Source organism: Streptomyces sp. NBC_00286 (genome assembly GCF_036173125.1).
GTDB lineage: Bacteria > Actinomycetota > Actinomycetes > Streptomycetales > Streptomycetaceae > Streptomyces.
In genome coordinates this window covers 7128232-7146804 of record NZ_CP108054.1, presented here as the reverse complement: position 1 = coordinate 7146804, position 18573 = coordinate 7128232, and the positions used below count along the sequence as shown (strand labels likewise).

At 67.4% G+C, this 18573-nt stretch carries 12 protein-coding genes, 1 tRNA gene and 1 pseudogene; 3 read left to right on the top strand and 11 right to left on the bottom strand.

The window, feature by feature from the left end; all coding sequences use genetic code 11:
* The first annotated feature begins 77 nt into the window (after positions 1 to 77).
* Complete coding sequence (locus OHT21_RS32450; protein WP_328771821.1) at positions 78 to 932, top strand: alpha/beta hydrolase; 855 nt, start codon at positions 78 to 80, stop codon at positions 930 to 932.
* A 53-nt stretch (positions 933 to 985) separates the two neighbouring features.
* Here the strand turns inward: OHT21_RS32450 and OHT21_RS32445 are convergent.
* A pseudogene (locus tag OHT21_RS32445) lies at positions 986 to 1114 on the bottom strand (IS5/IS1182 family transposase); the annotation flags it as partial.
* Positions 1115 to 2176: 1062 nt separating this feature from the next.
* Entirely contained in the window at positions 2177 to 3640 is a 1464-nt protein-coding gene (locus OHT21_RS32440; RefSeq protein WP_328771820.1) for an aldehyde dehydrogenase family protein, read from the bottom strand.
* Between the two features lie 145 nt (positions 3641 to 3785).
* Between OHT21_RS32440 and OHT21_RS32435 the strand changes: the two genes are divergently transcribed.
* Positions 3786 to 6221 carry a SpoIIE family protein phosphatase gene (locus tag OHT21_RS32435; RefSeq protein WP_328771819.1) on the top strand — a complete coding sequence of 812 codons (2436 nt, stop codon included), beginning with the start codon at positions 3786 to 3788 and terminating at the stop codon, positions 6219 to 6221.
* A 283-nt stretch (positions 6222 to 6504) separates the two neighbouring features.
* On the opposite strand, the gene OHT21_RS32430 is transcribed toward OHT21_RS32435, so the two are convergent.
* The 6 genes from OHT21_RS32430 to OHT21_RS32405 form a co-directional block, all read right to left on the bottom strand.
* Positions 6505 to 6580 (bottom strand) — tRNA-Met (locus OHT21_RS32430).
* On the bottom strand, positions 6540 to 7391 hold the full coding sequence (locus OHT21_RS32425; protein ID WP_328774305.1) for a glycoside hydrolase family 32 protein: 852 nt from the start codon (positions 7389 to 7391) through the stop codon (positions 6540 to 6542). Before OHT21_RS32425 ends, OHT21_RS32430 begins: the two co-directional genes overlap by 41 nt.
* 308 nt (positions 7392 to 7699) lie before the next feature.
* Positions 7700 to 9490, bottom strand: a complete 1791-nt coding sequence (gene uidA / locus OHT21_RS32420; RefSeq protein WP_328771818.1) for a beta-glucuronidase — start codon at positions 9488 to 9490, stop codon at positions 7700 to 7702.
* A gap of 163 nt (positions 9491 to 9653) precedes the next feature.
* Positions 9654 to 10529, bottom strand: coding sequence for a carbohydrate ABC transporter permease (locus tag OHT21_RS32415; RefSeq protein ID WP_165343707.1), 876 nt, complete (start codon positions 10527 to 10529; stop codon positions 9654 to 9656).
* A gap of 1 nt (position 10530) precedes the next feature.
* Complete coding sequence (locus OHT21_RS32410) at positions 10531 to 11484, bottom strand: carbohydrate ABC transporter permease (protein WP_328771817.1); 954 nt, start codon at positions 11482 to 11484, stop codon at positions 10531 to 10533.
* On the bottom strand, positions 11481 to 12773 hold the full coding sequence (locus OHT21_RS32405) for a sugar ABC transporter substrate-binding protein (RefSeq protein WP_328771816.1): 1293 nt from the start codon (positions 12771 to 12773) through the stop codon (positions 11481 to 11483). The genes OHT21_RS32410 and OHT21_RS32405 overlap by 4 nt, the downstream gene beginning before the upstream one ends.
* Before the next feature lie 175 nt (positions 12774 to 12948).
* On the opposite strand from OHT21_RS32405, the gene OHT21_RS32400 reads away from it, so the two are divergent.
* Positions 12949 to 13581 carry a TetR/AcrR family transcriptional regulator gene (locus OHT21_RS32400; protein WP_328771815.1) on the top strand — a complete coding sequence of 211 codons (633 nt, stop codon included), beginning with the start codon at positions 12949 to 12951 and terminating at the stop codon, positions 13579 to 13581.
* Positions 13582 to 14263: 682 nt separating this feature from the next.
* Here OHT21_RS32400 and OHT21_RS32395 read toward each other — a convergent pair.
* The 3 genes from OHT21_RS32395 to OHT21_RS32385 form a co-directional block, all read right to left on the bottom strand.
* Positions 14264 to 14410: a hypothetical protein gene (locus OHT21_RS32395; RefSeq protein ID WP_328771814.1), complete on the bottom strand. Its 147-nt coding sequence runs from the start codon at positions 14408 to 14410 to the stop codon at positions 14264 to 14266.
* 1136 nt (positions 14411 to 15546) lie between these two features.
* Positions 15547 to 16014, bottom strand: coding sequence for a transposase (locus OHT21_RS32390; protein ID WP_328771813.1), 468 nt, complete (start codon positions 16012 to 16014; stop codon positions 15547 to 15549).
* Positions 16015 to 16058: 44 nt separating this feature from the next.
* Positions 16059 to 18533, bottom strand: a complete 2475-nt coding sequence (locus OHT21_RS32385) for a tetratricopeptide repeat protein (RefSeq protein WP_328774304.1) — start codon at positions 18531 to 18533, stop codon at positions 16059 to 16061.
* Positions 18534 to 18573: the final 40 nt, after the last annotated feature.

Here is an 18573-nt window from a genome sequence, read left to right as displayed (position 1 = left end):
TCGGGCCGGCCCACCCCCTGCACCTCGGCCGGACGCTCAGGGCTGCCCGCGTACCCAAACGCAAGACAAGGAGTCCGATGTTCACCTTCGACAGCAAAGACGGCGTCCAGATCCACGTGCACGAATGGAATCCGGACACCCCACCGCGAGCCGTCGTCCAGATCGCCCACGGCATGGGAGAGCACGCCGGCCGTTACGCCCCACTCGCGGCAGCACTGACCGCTCAGGGCTACGCCGTCTATGCCAACGATCACCGCGGACACGGGCTGAGCAGGCACGCCGAGCCCGGTCATCTCGGGGAGGACGGCTGGAACCGACTCGTCGGTGACATGGTCACCCTCTCGGAGACCATCCGCGAGCAGCACCCCGGCCTGCCCCTGGTGCTGCTCGGACACAGTCTCGGTTCCTTCGCCTCGCAGCAGTACGTCCTGGACCACGCCCACCTGATCGACGCACTCGCCCTCGCCGGTACTACCGCGGTCGACGTCATGCTCGCGGCGCAGGCGCAGGAGGCCGCGGAGGGAGGAGACCCGTTGCTCGCGCTCAACCAGGCGTTCCAGCCCATCCGCACTCCGTTCGACTGGCTCAGCCGGGACGAACCGGCCGTCGACGCCTACCTCGCCGACCGCATGTGCGGCTTCAGCCTCGACGCCCAGGGCATGGCCGACATCACCATCGCCTCGGCGTCACTTGCCCAGCCCAGGGGCATCCCGGCGGATCTACCCGTCTGCATCCTGGTTGGGGATCACGACCCGCTGAACGCCGAACTCTCACTCAGCAACCTGCTTGTCGAACGCTACGGCGAGGCCGGCCTCATCGACGTCACCTATCTCAGTTATCCCGAAGCCCGCCACGAACTGTTCCACGAGACCAACAAGCAGGAGATCGTCAGCGACCTGCTGGCCTGGCTGAACCGCGTCCTCGCCCGCTGACCCCGGCGCTGAGGACAGCGTCCCCAAGACCGCGACCGGTTATGGGGCGGGCGGCTGTTCTCGTCCGTTGTGCGCTTGGCGAGGTTGTCGATCGAGGCGATGTGGATCATGGCTTCTGAGCTGGCGGGGAGGGGCTCATAGTCGCGGGCCAGACGTCGGCGGAGCATGATCCATCCCAGGCTGGTCGCGGGCCTTGGTCGGTTACTGCGTCCTGGCGAAGCCGCCGGTGTCGATCTCGGTGAGGATGCGACACCAGAACCACTCACTCACGAACCGCTCTCTCAGCCGGGCGGCGGCGGCAGCCCAGTAATCCACAAGTCGCCCAGTATCCCGGTGGCCCACCACCACACCGCACCGACCCGCCGCCCACGGCCAGAGCAGCGTAGGCGCAGGTTCCCAGGCAGCCACTTCCGATTACCTGCGTCCTGCCAGCGTCCCGAATTCAGCGTCCAACCGCTCGCACAGGCCACTTGCGGCGGCTTGCCTCGGCGGTGGGCTAACACGTCTGCGCAGGTCAGAGAAGTTCGAACCAACGCCGATGGCAACACCATTGAACTCACGAGCAGCGGATTCAGTCCGTCCACCCAAAGTCCTGAATCCGCACGCCCGCTGAGATGTTTCCGCAGGTCACAGACCTGCACAGTGGGGCGGGTGGGACTCGAACCCACGGCCGACGGATTATGAGTCCTTTGAGGATCTTGGCGGCCCTTGCCGATCAACGCTCATTCATGACGTTTTCGCAGGTCAGATGGGGTTATCCATGCAGGTGCTCCTCAGTCCTTGTCAGTCTGTTCCTGTCCTTGTGGCCCCAACTCGGCCTCAATGAGGCCCGGCAGGATCGGACTGAAGGTACAGAGGACGATCACGCCGGCTCAAGGACGAGAATCGAACCCGCGCAGCGGATTTCCGTTCCAACGCGCAGAGCCCCTCCCCCGCGGGCAGAGTTTCGCGGCCGGGTCTCGCAGGCCGGAATCTCAACTCGCCAGCCTGGTCCGCGGCCGCCCCTTCGACATGGCCCACCTCCCGCAAGACAGTGCCTGTGCTGCCTGAATCCGCACATGGATGAGGGAATCGCGGCTGTCATAGCCGTCGGGATCGGTGCCCCGGGCGCTCTGATCTGGGCGTATCTCGACTATCGGGTGGGTCGAGCACAGGTTGACGCCACTGTTGAGGCAGTTAACGGACGGCACTGAAAACGCAGGGCTCAGGCGTCTGCAGCGCGGACGCGGTCGGCACCGTAGGCATCAGACCGCCTCGGTCACCGTCATCCAGCGCCACTGGGTGAACTGCTCCAGGTTGGCGGTGCCGCCGATGCGGGAGCCGTTGCCCGATGCTCCCATTCCGCCGAAGGGGGCGCTCGCGGCGTCCTTGGCGGAGACGTCGTTGAGGTGCACCATGCCGGTGCGCAGCTGCTCGGCGATGGCCGCCGCCCGCGCCACCGAACGGGAGTGCACAGCCGCCGTCAGGCCGTATTCGGTGTCGTTGGCGATCTCGACGGCCTCCGTGTCGGTACGGAACGCGACGACGGGGGCGACGGGCCCGAAGATCTCCTCGGTGAAGGCGGGCATGGTCCGCTCGACGTGGTCCAGGACGGTGGGCGGGTAGAACAGCCCGTCGCGGCGTCCGCCGGCCAGCACCCGTGCCCCGGCGGCCACGCTCTCGTCCACGATGCGTTCGATCCTCGCGGCCTGGCGCTCGCTGATCACGGGACCGAGGGCCACACCCTTCTCTCGGGGGTCGCCGACCCGCAGCGCCTTGGCCTGCCCGATCAGTGCCTCGGTGTACGGCTCCACGAGGTCGGCGTGCACCAGATGGCGTCCGGCGGCGACGCAAGCCTGCCCCTGATAGCCGAAGGAACTCATCGCCCCGGCTGCCGCGGCGGCGTCGACGTCCGCGTCGTCGAGCACGACGATCGAGTTCTTGCCGCCCAGTTCCAGAGCCACCTGCTTGAGCCCGTCGCCCGCGGCGCGGGCGACCGCCCGTCCTGCCTCGGTGGAGCCGGTGAACGCGACCATGGCGACGTGGGGATCAGCCACGACCGCCTCACCTGTGCCGGTGCCTCCGGGCAGGACGTGGAGCAGTCCTTCGGGCAGTCCGGCATCCTCGAACAGCCGCGCCACGACGACGCCGCCGGACACCGGTGTGTGGGGATCGGGTTTGAGCAGGACGGCGTTGCCCAACACAAGGGCGGGCGCGAGGGCCCGCATGGCGAACAGCAGGGGGGCGTTCCAGGGGTTGATGACGCCGACCACACCCAGCGGTACCCGCCATGCGTAACTGGCCTGGCCGGGTGTCGGCGGGCTCAGGATCTCGCCGCGAGGCAGCGAGGCGAGCCCGGCGGCCTGCGCCAGCTGGCTGAGTCCGGCCGCGATCTCGTAGTCGCCCTTCGCCGGGACGCCTCCGGACTCCCTAACGATCCACTCGCGGATCGCCCCGCTGTTGTCGCGCAGTACCCGGGCGGCACGAAGCAGGACCTCGGCGCGCCCCTGGGGTGCCACCTCGGCCCAGGCCCTCTGAGCCCGGGCGGCCAGGGCCCCGGCCCGGGCGACATCCGCGGGCGCCGCCACACCCACCGCCGCCAGCCGCTCTCCCGTGGCGGGTTCGTTCACCGGCTGGGTCCCGCCCCCGGACTGCCGCCAGCCCCCGCTGTAGATCTTCCCGGTCCATTCGGCCGCGTCCGGCCACGTCCCCTCGTCGGTGGCAGTCATGACACGGCCCTCCGCCATCGATACATTGATACCCTTTTTTACTCATATACCTTTATAAAACCTACATGTCCAACCACTCCCCCGGTTGCTCCTGGCCGGGCCGGGACGCACGGTGGAAAGACCAAGGTGAGGGCGGACGAACGTGATGACGGGTTCTGAAACCGCCGACGACGACCGGGCGGCGTGCCGGCCGGACGACCTCATCGACGAGTCGGACACGGCCAGAGCCACCGTGGATCCGGACGGCATCGTGACCGGGTGGAGCGAGGGAGCACGGCGACTGCTCGGATACCGGACCGCGGAGGTCATCGGCCGACCCGCGGCGCCGCTGCTCGCCGGGGAGCCGCCCTCCGAGACGCTGCGCTCCCTGCAAACGCTGCCGAGGTGGAACGGGACGGCGACTCTCCTGCACCGGGACGGCCACCGCCTCGCGGTGAACCTGCTGGCCCACCGCCGGGAGCCCGACTGCGAGGACAACGGGGGCGGCGAGTGGCTCCTGGTCTCCCCGCTGGCCCGGCCGTCGTCGCCTCTCCAGGACGACGCACTGGTGATGTGGGCGTTCACCCAGTCCCCGTCCACTACGGCGCTCTACGACACAGGCCTGCGGCTGCGGCGCGCGAACGCGGACATGGAACGTGTGATCGGCCTGCCCGAAGAGGCAATGCAAGGGCTGCGCGTGTCAGAGATCGTGGCCGACCCGGAGGGCGACCGGACGGAACAGTGCATGCGGCGGGCGCTGGAGACCGGCGAACAGCAGCATCTGCAGCAGATCCTGCACCTGACGGGCCACGAGCGCGAGAGCATCTGGACGACTTCACTCACCCCTGTGCGGGACGCGGGGGGAACGGTACGAGGAGTGCTCCTCTCCGCACACGACATGACCGAGGAGCACCTGGCCCGGGGACGTCTGGCCCTGCTCAACGACGCCAGCGTCCGCATCGGCAGCACTCTGGACCTCGCCCGTACCGCGCAGGAACTCGCCGACGTGGCCATCCCCCGGCTCGCGGACTTCGTCACCGTTGACCTGCTCCCCGCCATCGAAGGCGGAGACGACCCGCCTGCCGGGGCGCCGCCCAGCCCTGTAATGCTGCGGCGTGTCGCCACCCAGTCGGTCCTGGAGGGCCGCCCCGAGGCAGTGGTCGAGTACGGAGCGGTCGCCGCCTACCCGGACGAGTCGCCTGCGGCCGAGTGCCTGACCACAGGCCGGCCGCTGATCCGCAAGGTTACCGAACGTGCGATAGACAAGTGGGCGAGCCAGGTCCCAGCCCGGGCCGACCGGGTGCGGCGCTACGGCTTCCACTCGGTGCTGGCCGTGCCGATGCGCGCCCGCGGCATCACTCTCGGCGTGGCCACCTTCTCCCGCCACCGGCGCCCGGAACCCTTCGAGCGGGACGACCTGCTCCTGGGCGAGGAGATCACCGCCAGGGCCGCAGTCTGCATCGACAACGCCCGCCGCTACACCCGCGAGCGCCGTACCTCCCTCACCCTGCAGAGCAGTCTCCTGCCGCAGCGGCTGCCCCCGCAGTCCGCCGTCGACGTCGCCTCCCGCTACCTGCCCGCCAGCACGCAGGCCGGCGTCGGCGGCGACTGGTTCGACGTCATCCCGCTGTCCGGCGCCCGGGTCGCCCTCGTCGTCGGCGATGTCGTCGGCCACGGCATCCAGGCCTCCGCCACCATGGGGCGGCTGCGCACCGCCGTGCGCACCCTGGCCGATGTCGACCTCCCGCCCGACGAGCTGCTGACCCACCTGGACGACCTGGTCATCCACCTGTCCGCTGAGGCCGAAAGCGCAGCCGGCACCACCGGCGACATCGGCGCGACCTGCCTGTACGCCGTCTACGACCCGGTCTCCCGGCGCTGCACCCTGGCTCGCGCGGGTCACCTCGTACCCGCGGTGGCGACCCCGGACGGCGCCGTGGAATTCCCCGACGTCCCCGCGGGCCCACCGCTGGGGCTGGGCGGCCTGCCCTTTGAAGTCACCGAGATCGAACTGCCCGAAGGCAGCCTCCTCGCGCTGTACACCGACGGTCTCATCGAGGACCGTGGCCGCGACATCGACGAAGGCCTCGACGCGCTGCGCGAGGTGCTGGCCCGGCCGGCTTCGTCCTTGGAGAGCACCTGCGACACCGTGCTCCAGATGCTTCTCCCGGACCGCCCCGCCGACGACGTGGCGCTGCTGATAGCCCGCACCCGCGCCCTGGACGCGGCCCATGTCGCCACCTGGGACGTGCCGCCCGATCCCTCAGCGGTCGCCGAGACCCGTAAGAACACCTGCCGGCAGCTGGCCACCTGGGGCCTGGACGAGGCCGCCTTCGTCACCGAACTGGTCGTCAGCGAACTCGTCACCAACGCCATCCGCTACGGCGGCGCCCCCATCCAGCTCCGGCTCATCCGCGACCGCAACCTCATCTGCGAGGTCTCCGACGCCAGCAACACCGCCCCCCACCTGCGCCGCGCCCGCACCTTCGACGAAGGCGGCCGCGGCCTGCTACTCGTCGCCCAGCTCACCCAGGGCTGGGGCACCCGCCAGACGCACAACGGCAAGACGATCTGGGCCGAACAAGCCCTCCCCATCACCTGACAGCGGAGAAGCCGGAGCGACAGCGACAGCCCCTTTCGCAGACCCTTCCCATTCCCTACGTCCTGCCGACGTCCCGAATTCTTCGCGCGCCCATCACAAGGTCATTCCAGAGACGCCCCGCGAGACACCGGAGCCGAACCATCTGCGCAGGTCAGCTAAGCATCAATCCCGGTGCATGCAGACACCGTTGAACTCGCGAGCAGCGGATTTTGTCCGTTGAAGCGAAGTTGACGCTCCAACACCTCAAAAAGAACGTTTCCGCAGGTCAGAGCAACGTTTAAGGTGAGGCGAGTGGGACTCGAACCCACGGCCGACGGATTATGAGTCCATTCGGGATCTTGGCGGCCCTTGCGTTTCTCCGGCGCGGCCCGCGCTGTCCGTGGACCAGTGGCCGGCGGGGGTGATCGTCAACTTGCCGAGGTCCGACCGGAATTCACCGCCACTCGGGGCGGCCGGCAGCGGCTTCACGCGGTCCACCAGGCGGTAGGCCCGGTTCAACTCGTGCACTTTGAGCGAGTCGATGTGTGCGGTGCCGCCCTTGGCGTAGAAAGCCATGCCGTCGGCGTCCGGCCTGGGGTAGATCAGGCTCGTCACGGCTGCCTGTCCGTCCGCGCCGAATGCCTCGACCGACGACGAGTCGACGTACATGCGCAGGGTTACGCGTCCGTCGGTCGCCTTCATCGGTGCGGTGGTGCGGCCCGCGAAGTACTGCGTGAAGTCGCTCAGGCCCGATGCCGACCGGTCCACGAACAGTTCCTGCGCCTCCGCGTCGTATCCGACCGTCGTGTGCTGGTCGTCGCCTGCCCGGAGCCGGAAGCCGATCTCCGTGGCCGTGCCGACGGTGACTTCGGCCTCGATCTCGTAAGAGATGCCCGTGACACGTATGAGTGGGTTTGCGGAGTCGGGGCCGACGGTGACTTCCTTGCGGGTCGTCGTGGACGCGCGCAGGGCAGACAGCTCCGCGACCGGGCGCTGCACCAGGCGTACGCCGTCGGTGGTGGCCGTGAGGGTCAGTTCGCGGGGGCTGCTCAGCTGGCCCTTCCAGGCGCCGGTCGGGGCGCTGAACGGGTAGTCCCAATTGCTCATCCAGCCGAGCCAGACTCGGCGGTCGTCGGGCAGGCCGTAGAAGGACATGGCGGCGTAGTAGTCGCGGCCGGAGTCGGCGCGCAGGGCCGTGCCGGCCTTCTGGTCGGGGGTGTTCCTCCCCGTTGATCGGACAGGCCCTGGTCCACCGTGGGAGGCCGAATTGTGGCATCCCGCAACGTGGTGCAGCGATGCGACGTCAGTGGAGCCGCGCGCACCGTATGGCTACACCACGCGGTGGAGCGCCGCCGGCCGCATCGCGGCCGAGGGACCCGACGAGAGACGAGTACGTCCTGTATGGGCGCCGAGAGGCGTCACTGCCGGCCAGACCGAGCCCACCTGCAGCCCACCCAACCCTTCAACAAATGGCTGTGACCAGCACTTACGAAACACACCTAGTCGGCCTTCCGCCAGCGGGCGCGCAGACTGAACGCCGCGCCCTTCGGCCGACGTTCGCGGGTGAACACTCCCTTCTTGTTGCCGTCGACACGGAAGACACCGGGCGCCGTGGCGAAGTCGGCGAAGTTCCAGACCTGCTCGCCGACGACCGCGTCGACACGGTCGAACACCCGGTGATACACGTCGAGCAGTTCGGTCTGGTACTCCTCGGTCCACGGGCTGGGTACGACGCTGCGCAGTCCGGGGTAGGTGTCCGCTCCGTACTCGGTGATGATGATGGGCTTGTCGTGCGCGGCCCACTGCCGCAGTTCCGCCTCCAACTCCGTCTCGGCCGCCGCCAGGTCGTCGGGGCCGAAGTACCAGCCGTAGTAACGGTTGAGGAGCACGACGTCGAACAAGTCGGTGACCACGCACTCATCCGGTTTCCCCATGAGCGCGTTGACGTAGGCGACGGGCCGTGAGGGATCCAGTCGGCGTGCCTCGGCAGCCAGTGGTGCGAAGTAGTCGCGCGCCTCCGGTTGGACGTTGTCCGGCTCGTTGGCGATGGACCACAGCACGACACTCGGATGGTTCTTGTCGCGCGCCACGAGCTCCCTCACCGCCTGCAGGTGCGTGCGAAGTGTGCTCTCACCCACGGTGTCGGGCGAGAACGTGGACGCCTTCCGGCCGGAGCCGAAAACACCTCCCGCGATGTTCAGGTTCAGGCCGACGGCCGCCGTCTCGTCGATGACCACCACACCTTGTCGGTCCGCGTAGTCCAGCACCTCCTCGGCATAGGGGTAGTGCGAGGTGCGGAACGAGTTCGCGCCGGTCCACTCCAGCAGGGCGAAGTCGTGCACCATCAGGGTGTCGTCGTGAGCCCTGCCGCGCACGGCGGCGTCCTCGTGCTTGCCGAAACCCTTGAAATAGAACGGGACTCCGTTGATCAGGAATTCCTTGCCCCGTACCTCTACAGTGCGCACCCCCACGGGCTGCCGGTAACTGTCGACGAGGTCGCCGGAGGTGCTCCACAGCGTGGCCTCGAGTTCGTAGAGGTAGCCGTCTCCGGGCGCCCAGGGATGCACGTCCTCGATCCTGAGGGTCCCCACCGCCCCGGTGGCGGCATGGACCTCGACCCCGGAGGCATCGCGCAGCGAGACACGCACCACGTGCTCTTCGGCTTGAGCGGTGCTGTCCACGCGGTAGGCGACGAGGCCGGTCGTGTCCTTCAGGCTGGTGGTCACGGTGATGTCGGTGATGTGGACGGGGGGCGTGGTGTACAGCCACACGGGCCGGTGCAGGCCCGCGTAGTTGAAGAAGTCGAAGAAGTAGTGCTGCACCCGGCGGCCGTCCTCGCGTTCCTCCACTCGGCCGGGTGGTATCGACTCCCAGGTCAGTTCGTTGTTGACCACGACGGTGACACGGTTCTCGGCACCCGGCCGCAAGTGCGCCGTGACGTCGGCCTCGAAGGGGGTGTAACCGCCTTCGTGCCGGGCGACCTCGACATCGTTGACCCAGGCGGTGGCGCGATGCGTCGCGGCGTCGAAGCGGAGTACCGTCCGTTCCCCCGCCCACCCGACAGGAACCCATACCTGCGTCTGGTACCAGACGTCGCCGACATGGTCACGGACGGTCGTGTCCGGGAAGATGTCGTTGTAGCTGGCCGGCACAGGGATGTCCACGGCGCCCGCGAGCTGCGAGCGCCACCAGCCCGCGGCACGGCCGGCCCCCTCCGCGTCCAGGCGGAAGCTCCACAGGCCGCCGAGAGAGCGGCGTTCACGAGTGGGGCCGTCCTGAGGACGAAGCATGGTTGGTTCTCCTGTTCTGTTTGCGCCTGTCGACGCGGCGGTCGAATAGGTCGAATAGGTCGAATAGGCGGGGATGAAGGGCGCCCAGGGGACGGTCGGCACCCCCGGGGGCCGGTCGGGGCGGGCAGCGGTCCTGTCCGGGCGGGGCAGGCGGCGGTCCGGTCTATTTGATGCCGGTGTTGGCGATGCCCTGGATGAAGTGTCGTTGCAGGGCGAGGAAGAGCAGGATGATCGGTGTGACGACCGTGACCGCCCCGGCCAGCAGCAGGCCGTAGTTGGTGCCGTTGGCTCCCGTGGAGAAGAGGGCGAGGGCGACGGGCAGCGTGTAGTGGTCCTCGGTCTGCGCGATGACGAGCGGCCACAGGAAGTTGTTCCACTGCGCGAGGAAGGTGAGGATCGCCAGTGTCGCCAGCGCCGGCCGTGTCAACGGCAGGATCACCCTGAGGAAGATCCGGGATTCGCCCGCACCGTCGAGGCGCGCCGCCTCGACGAGGGCGTCCGGGATGTCCCGGATGAACTGCCGCATGATGAACACGCCGAACGGTGTCACGAGGAAGGGCAGGATGAGCCCGAGATAGGAGTTGCCCAGGCCCATGTTGCTGACGAGCACGAACAGTGGGACGAAGGTGGTGACGCCGGGGATGATCAGCATGGTGAGGACGAGGCCGAACAGCAGACGCTTCCCCGCGAACTCGATCTTCGCGAAGGCATATCCGGCCATCGAGCAGAACAGCAGGTTTCCCAGCACACAAGCCACCGCTACGAGTGTGCTGTTCAGGAAGTACAGTCCGAAGTTCTGCTTCGACAGCAGTTGTTCGAAATTGGCGAAGGTCGGGGACCGGGGGAGCCAGGAACTCGGGTGGGCGACGATCTCACCCGTCGGTTTCACCGAGCCGAGGAACATCCAGGCAAAGGGCGCCAGGGTCGCGAGGAGTCCGAGCACGAGGGCGCCGTAGAGAACGAGACGGGCCGTGGGGACTCGCCGGGACGGACGCCGGTCCTGGAAGGCTGGTCCTGTCGTTGTGGTGGTGACGGTCATGTCAGGCCTTCGCTCGGAAGATGCGGAACTGAAGAAGGCTCAGTAGAGCGATCGCGGTGACCAGCACATAGGACGCGGCCGATGCCAGTCCGTAGTTCCCGAAGCCGAATTGCTGGTAGGCGTAGTAGCTGATCGACGTCGTGCTGTCCAAGGGGCCGCCGCTCGTCATGACGAACGGTTCCTCGAAGAACTGGAGGTAGCTGATGCTGAGCAGGATGGCGACCACCAGCGTGGTGGGCCGGAGCAGCGGCAAGGTCACGCTGCGGAAGGCCCGCCAGCGGGACGCGCCGTCCACAACGGCCGCCTCGTGCAGTTCGGGCGGTATCGACTGCAGTCCCGCCAGGAAGATCACCATGGGGATTCCGAAGTGCCGCCAGACCGCCATCAGTATGAGGGCGGGCATGGACCAGTTGGGATCGTTCAGCCAGTCCGGCCCGGAGATTCCCGCTACCGACAGGACCGAGTTGATCATCCCGTCGGGCTTGTAGAGGTACCTCCACACGACCGCCACCGCCACGATGCTCGTCACGACCGGGGCGAAGTAGGCGACCCGGAAGAAGCCCTTCGCACGCTGGATCCCGGAGTTGAGTGCGACGGCGACGGCGAGAGAGAGCACCATCGTCAGTGGTATGCCCACGGCGACGAAATAGAGCGTGTTCAAAGCGGAGCGGACGAAGGTGGGATCGTCGAAGAGCGCGGTGTAGTTCTCCAGGCCGACGAAGTTGACGCTGAAGGGCGTCTGCACGTCCCTGCTGGTGATGTCGGTGACGCTCATCGACAGTGACGAGAAGACCGGCCAGATGCCGAACGTGGCGAACAGCAGGACGAAGGGTGAGCAGAAGGCCCAGGCGACCAGTGTGCGCCGCAGGTGTCCGGAACCGCGCCTCGACCGTTGAGCCGGCTGCCTGGTGGAAGACCTCTCGCGTGCGGGTTTCAGCGAGGTGGCCGTGGTCATCGGGACTGTCCCGTTCCGATCGCGGACGCTTTCGCCTGAATCCGTTCCAGGGCCGCCTTCGGCGACGAGACTCCCTTTGCCACCTTCTCGATCTCGGCATCGAGGACCGCGGAGATCTGCTTCCACGTGGTGACGTTCGGGCCGGGTAGCGCGGTCTGAAGCTGGGATCGGAAGACGGCCAGCGTCGGATCCGACTTGAGCTCCCCCTCACTCCAGGCCGGCTGCACGGCGGGAAGGTCTCCGGACAGTTCGTACCAGTCCTGCTGGACGTCGGGTTGGGAGAGCCACCGGATGAACTTCCAGGCACCGTCGCGGTTCTTCGCTTTCTTGAACACCGTCCAGTGCCCTCCCCCGATGAAGCTGGCGTTGGACTTCGGCCCCTTCGGGAGCATGGCGACCCCCACCTTGTCCTTGACGAAGTTCGCTCCGCCCGCGCCCTTCAGCAGTGCCGTTTCCCAGGGGCCGGAGATCAGTGCGGCGGTGGAACCGGCGACGAACTGCGGCTCGATCTCCCCCAGACTCACCGCCCCGTTGCGGGTCGCGGTCTTCGACGTGAAGAACGACTGGTAGTACTCCAGCCCCTTGAGTGCCTCGGGTGTGTCGAAGGTGAACTTGGTGCTGTCCTCGTTCATGAGACGCGCGCCGGCCTGCCACATGAAGGGCAGCACACCCTGCCAGCTCGCCGCCACGCCGGTGGGCAGCGCCAGGCCCCACTTCGCTCCCTGCTTCTGGAGGGCCTTGAGGAACGGGCCGTACTCCTTCCAGGTCTTCGGCGCCAAGACCCCGGCAGCCTGTGCCAGGTCCTTGCGGTAGAACAGGACGCGCGTGTCCACATACCAGGGGACGCCGTACGTACCCCCGTCGTAGGTGGTGCTCTGAGCGGCGCCTCGGTAGAAGGACGAGGTGTCGACGAGGCCGGCCGGCACCTGCTCGAGTCCGCCCGTCGAGGCGAAGTTCGTCAGGTCGGCGGATCCGACGAGCGTGGCGTCAGGCGTGTCCTGGGAGGCGATCGCCGTTTCGACCTTCTTGGCGTAGTCCTGCCACGGGATGGACGTGACCTTCACCTTCGCGTCCGGGTTGGCCTTCCGGAAGCGCGCGGCCAACTCGGGCAGGCGCTCGCCCTCGGTGCCCATGGCCCATACGTTGATCTTGCCCTTGGCAGGTGAGTTGCCGACGGGAGCGCCCGTGGCGCCCCCACCGCCTTGTGTATCGGACCGGCCGCAACCGGCCAGAACCAGTGTGGCGGCCAGACCGCCGATGAGCGCTTTCGACAAATGTGAGGTGGACATCCTTGTCCGTCTCCTCTCCACCCGGTGGATGCGTGAGCGGCTCTACCGCACGTCGTGGTGTGGGTCAGCGAGACCGTACAGCGAAAACCGAACAGCTGCCACACTTTCAGCAAGGGTGATGTTGGCGGAATATCGGCCGGACACTGCCCCGCGCCGCCCGCTTAGGGTTGGGGGTATGACCGAGAAGACGGCGGCCCGTCCGGCCACTCGCCGAGGCCCGTATGCCAAGAGCGCACAGCGCAGGGCCGAGATCGTCGCCTCGGCGACCGCCGTGTTCGCGGCTCGCGGTTACCGTGGAGGGTCCCTGAGGGAGATCGCCAAGCAGCTCGACCTCAGCCTGACCAGCGTCGTGCACCACTTTCCGAGCAAGAGCGCGCTCCTCGTGGCCGTCCTCGAGAACGCCGATTACGCAAGCATCGACTCCTTCGAGTCGGACAGCCGGGGAAAGGGTGTGGCCTACGCGGTCCTGCGGTACGTCCGCCGCAACCTGGAAAGACAGGAGATGCTGCGGCTCCTCGCCCTGATGGCCGCGGAGGCCTCGGCACCCGACCACCCGGCGCACGAGTGGTTCCGTGACAGGTACGAGCGGGTCGTCACCGCTTTCACGACCGCGGTACGCAGGGACCAGGACCTGGGTCGTATCTCGAACCGGAGGAACCCCGAGCTGATCGCGGCGGCCCTTGTCGCGATGTGGGACGGCCTCCAGCTCCAGTGGCTCATCGACCCGCGGCGTGATCTCTTGGCCGGGATATCGGCCGGCTTGGAGGATCTGCTGGGCGATCCTGCCATCGGCGACCGGCACCCGTAGCAGCACCAGGCGCTCTTCCCGACCAGACCGCCGCGCCCCCCGTCTTGTTTCACCGGTCAGGATCGGCACGCGACCGGCCACTGTTCGCGATTGCGAACTAGACCGGGATGCGGATGGGCGAGTGCTTCTCTCAAGCACTGCGACTGGCGCGTCGGCTACGTATCTCCGTACAGATGCATCGCTTCCCCTTGAGCGCGCAGGGTGGCGACACGTGTGCGGGACGAACAGAGGCGCACTGGATACAAGACCGTGCGTCCCCATCCGTGCTGCACATGGTCGCCCAGCTCACCACCGCCTGGGGCACCCGCCAGACAACGGAGGGCAAAACGATCTGGGCGGAACAGACCCTCCCTCCGTGCCCATCGGGTGCGTTTCTTCCTGAGTGAGGTTGGTGTGCCGCGGGCGCCATCCCTGGCCAGAGTGGCCCGGCGGTCTTCTCGGTCCAGCTCGGCATCCGTGGCCCCGCCCTCTTACTCCAATGCCGTTTTGCCGAGCCAGGCTGGCCTGCCTGCCAGCCCGAGTGCGGCCGCCGTGATGGAGACGAACGCAAGCACGGGGAACAGCACCGGGTAGCTGCTCAGCGCCTTCAGCCAACGCCCCCGGTGACAGGCGCCAGAGCTGAGGCAAATGCGGCCGCCGAAGCGCCGAGAAGTCCGGAGAGGTGGCCGTAGCGGGTGGTGCCTCAGCGGTCGATGACGGCGGTGGCCTGGAGCAGGGTGAGGTTGCCGCGCACCATGCCCGCGGCGATGGCGATCATCACCAGTAGCGGGAAGGAGCCGGGGACTGCCGCAAAACGCGACGGTGGTGGTCCCGGGCGAGGCCAAGGCAATCAGGACGAAGGTACGGGCGGTGACGCCGGTGTTGCGGGCGATAGTGGCGTACAGGGTGCGACCGAGGGGCTGACCTGCGCCGCTCAGGCCGAGGGCCCAGGCAACCTCACCTACTCCCCCGAACTGTTGGAGCGGATGGTCGAGCTCGGCTTCTGTCGGGGCCGTTTCCTTGGCTCCTAGGACCCTCGCCAGATGCACTCCTCGCAGGGCTACAGCCCCAGACGGTCGCCACCTGGAGCTCCTGAGCCACACGCAGACGACTCGTCGGAGAACGCCTCTCGGGTGCTCCCCCGGTACCTCCGGCCTCAGGGCGGCCTCAATACATGGCCATGTCGCAGCAGAGCCGAGCCGAATACGTCTCACCGGCTGCAGGTCTGCACGCATCCATGCAGGCCAGAAGGGCACCAGTCGACGCAGACGCACCTGGCGCCAAACCCGCGAACAGCGGATTCAGTCCGTTCAGGCAAAGTTGACGCTTCGACACCCGGAAATGAACGTTTCCGCAGGTCAGAGACCTGCACAGGTGGGGCGGGTGGGACTCGAACCCACGGCCGACGGATTATGAGTCCTTTGAGGATCTTGGCGGTCCTTGTCAGTCTGCGTCGATTCACGGCGTTCTTGCAGGTCAGGCGCGTGCATCTCTGTCGGTCTCGCACGGTCTTTGTCGGTTGGTTCCTGTCCTTGTGGTCCCTCCGTGGTCCCTGCCGCTCCTTGGAAGCCCGCCCCATACGGATTCCCGGACGTCGCTCCAGCTCAGCGGACGCGGTGGAACCATGGCGCAGCGGATTCCCCTTCCAACGCGCAAAGGCTCCGCCCCCGGTTACTCGGGGGCGGAGCCTCTGTGTGGCCATAGCCGCAGGCCAGGAATACCTACAAACAGGTTACCGACCGATGAAGGGCAAGGCGAGCGGCGCCTTCGGTGTCATCGTCGACGGTGCGGCCAGCACCGACGTCCGGCACGGGAGGACGAACGACTTCTTTCTCGTCCCCAGCTTCGTTCAACCCGGCAGCGTCTGCGCTCTCGGCGCGGCCCCTCGCGGGTGGCAGGCCGTTACCACTCCATACGTCGCTAGTGCGCTAGTGGATGCGATGATCGACACGGGCGCGCGATATCCCTGCTCGCGGGGCCAATTCATCAACTGGGCCAAGCAGGAGGGCCTTCTTTGAGACCTTTCTGTGCTCGGTTGGCTCGATCAGGCAGCTTTAAAAATAGGGGGTCTTCAAGGTTGAGCGGTGCGGAGGTGTCCGCGGGCTCGTCTTGTGGTGCCGCAACGTGTCCATAGCCGTTGGTTCTCTGCGTTGCGGGCCTCGAGCTGATCACGCGGTTAATGCCCACGCTCTTGGCGTTGTGGTGACCGGCGCGGATGAACGCTTCGATCTCGGGCCACCAGCGATCGATGGTGATGGCGAGTTGCCGGGCCTCGGGAATGTCGGAGTCCGCGCACCAGGTGAGGAACTTCCATCGGGCGTGGCCGACTTGGTGCCGGGCGGCGCCGGTTCGGGCCACGGCGAGGAGGCTGCGCAGGTTCTCCTCGGCGATCCAGGCCGTCAGCGGCTTCTGGCCGATCTTCCCCGAGCAATGCTCAAGGGATAGCCGAGGCACGCGAGTACGTCCTGATCGTGGAGCGCCACGGTAGCCCCGCCCTGCTACGTCGGATGCCGACGCTCCGCTTCCATGCTCCAGAAGGCAAGGCTGTTTTCTGTAGCCCGGGTCTCAGGGTGCTGCGGACCAAGCACACGCAATTGATCGGCGAGCAACTGGGCAAGAGCTGCCGCTGCGCCGGCAGGGTCGCCGATCCGGCCGGTCCAATGGGCGAGATGGTGGCGTGCTGAGAAAGTGTGGGGATGCTCAGGCCCCAGTACACGCAGTCGATCAGCCAGCAGTTCTGACTCTGCGACGACAGCACCTGCGGTATCCCCTGTCTCGGCCCTCCACTGTGCGAGGTTGTGGCGAGTGGTCAGTGTGTCGGGGTGGTCCTGGCCGAGGACGCGGAGCCTGTCGACCAGCAGCTCTGACGTGGCGACGACAGCACCTGCCGGATCTCCGCTCTTTCCCCGCCAGTAGGCGAGATTCGCGCGACTGGTCAGTGTGTCTGGGTTGTCTGGGCCCAGAACACGCAGGCGATCGGCCAACAGCTGCTCCAGTTCGCTGACTGCGGTGTGCGCGTCGCCGCCTTCCCCACGCCAGGACGCCAGGTCGTGGCGGGTCGTCAGCGTGTCTGGGTGGTCCTGGCCCAGCACTCTTAGTTGATCGACCAGAAGCTGCTCGAAACCGGACACAGCCGCCTCGGGATCCCCAGCTTTCCCACGCCATCGAGCCAGATCGTGGCGGGTACTCAGTGTCTGGGGATGGTCGGCTCCCACCACTCTCAGCTGATCAGCCAGGAGGTGCTCGAAATCGGAAGCGGCGCCGACCGGATCGCCTGCTTCGCCTCTCCAGATTGCGAGGTGGAGGCGGACCGCCCGGGTCTTGAGGTGGTCGGACCCCAGTAGCCCCAAAGTGTCGGCCAGCAACTGCTCGCACGCTGTCACGGCTTCAGCAGGATTGCCGGCTACTCCGGTCCAATGGGCCACGTTCAGCCGGGCGGTGAGGGTCTGGCTGTGGTCGGGGCCGAGAACCCGCAACGAGGCCTCCAGCACCCTTCTGGACGCCTCGCCGGCTCCGGTCGGGTCACCCGCCCGCCCCTGCAAGGCGGCCTTGTCGCCGCGGGTGGCCAGGGTGTCGGGGTGGTCCGGGCCCAGCACGCGTATCCGATCAGCCAGTAGCTCAGCGAAGCCTGCCTTGGCGCGGGTCAGATCTCCTGCCTCGCCCTGCCAGGTGATCAGATAGTGCCGGATGGTCAACGTGTCCGCGTGGTCGCGACCCAAGTGCTGGCAGGCTGCGTCGTAGAGATCTTGGAAGTACGTCCGTGCCGCGCTCGCCAAACCTGTCAGCCCCAGGCTCTCGCCAGTGCGAAGGAGCACGGAGTGACAGCCGGACATCCACAGCGCAGTGCCTGCGTGAGAGATCAGTGCTTCGGCGTTGGCGCGCAGGGTCTGCGCAAGGGCAGGGTCGCCCTCCGCCATGGGCCACACGGCGACCAGTGCTTCTGCACAGGTGACAACAACGGCGTCCTGTACGGAAGAAGGCAGAGTTTCACGAGTGGTGCGCTGGATGAGGCCATGGACACGGACTCGCTGATGGGGACTGTCGGTCGTGTGATCGGTCAGGCTGAGCCGGTCCAGGCACCGCAGTGCTCCGGCCGCGTCCTCCGCACTGACCGAGTCGGATGGTCCGTACACCCCCACGCGTCGGTGATCGGTGAGGTAGCGCAGGACCGGAGGGCTGGTTAGCACGGCCAAGGGGATTCCGTTGGCATCCATCACGCTAGCGAGGTGCAGCATCGGGCGGGCCAGGCCGGAAGGCCGTAGTCGATCCGCATGCTCGACGGAGAGGGACCACGTGGCTTGCAGAGCCACACGGTGATCGTCCGGCAGTCCGCTGTCGTCCGGAACCAAATCGGCGAGCCTCCGGGATCGGTCGGCAATCCGCGCACGGTATGCCGCGCAGTCCAGATCGAGATCGACGAGGTAGGCGGCTGCTTGGGCAAGGGCGAGCGGCAGGTGGCCCAAGTCTGCGGCAAGACCGGCAATCTGCACGGGGTCGTCCCGGCGGCCCAACGCAGCGAGCTGGGCGCTTAAATAGCTCGCTGCCTCGGCAGGGGTAAACAGACCTACGTCGATGCGGACGCGGCTTCGGCCGCGGAGGGCCGCGTCGCGGCGGCGGGTGGTGATCAGCACCTGGCCTCCGGGGTTGGCGGGCGGCCAAAGGCCACGGAGGTCAGCGGGGTCGGCCAGATCATCAAGAACGATCAGCCATCGGCGTTCGGTCGTCTCGGCCCACGCCAGGAAACGGGCGGCCGCTTGCTCGGGCTCCCGTGAATCCGCTGCCGCCACGTCTGCACCAAGTCGACTGTAAGAGCTGACGATTGACTCGCGGCTCGACGCAGTGACCCAGGCCATGAGGTCCACAGCCCTCTCTCGCCAAGAACGGCGAGCGTAGTGCGCGGCCAGCTGGGTCTTGCCGACACCCCCTGTCCCGGAAAGGACTTGGCACAGAACTGCCGTGCCCCCGCCTGCCACCGCACGCTCCAGCACCGCCACCGCGTCACGGTGTTGGAAG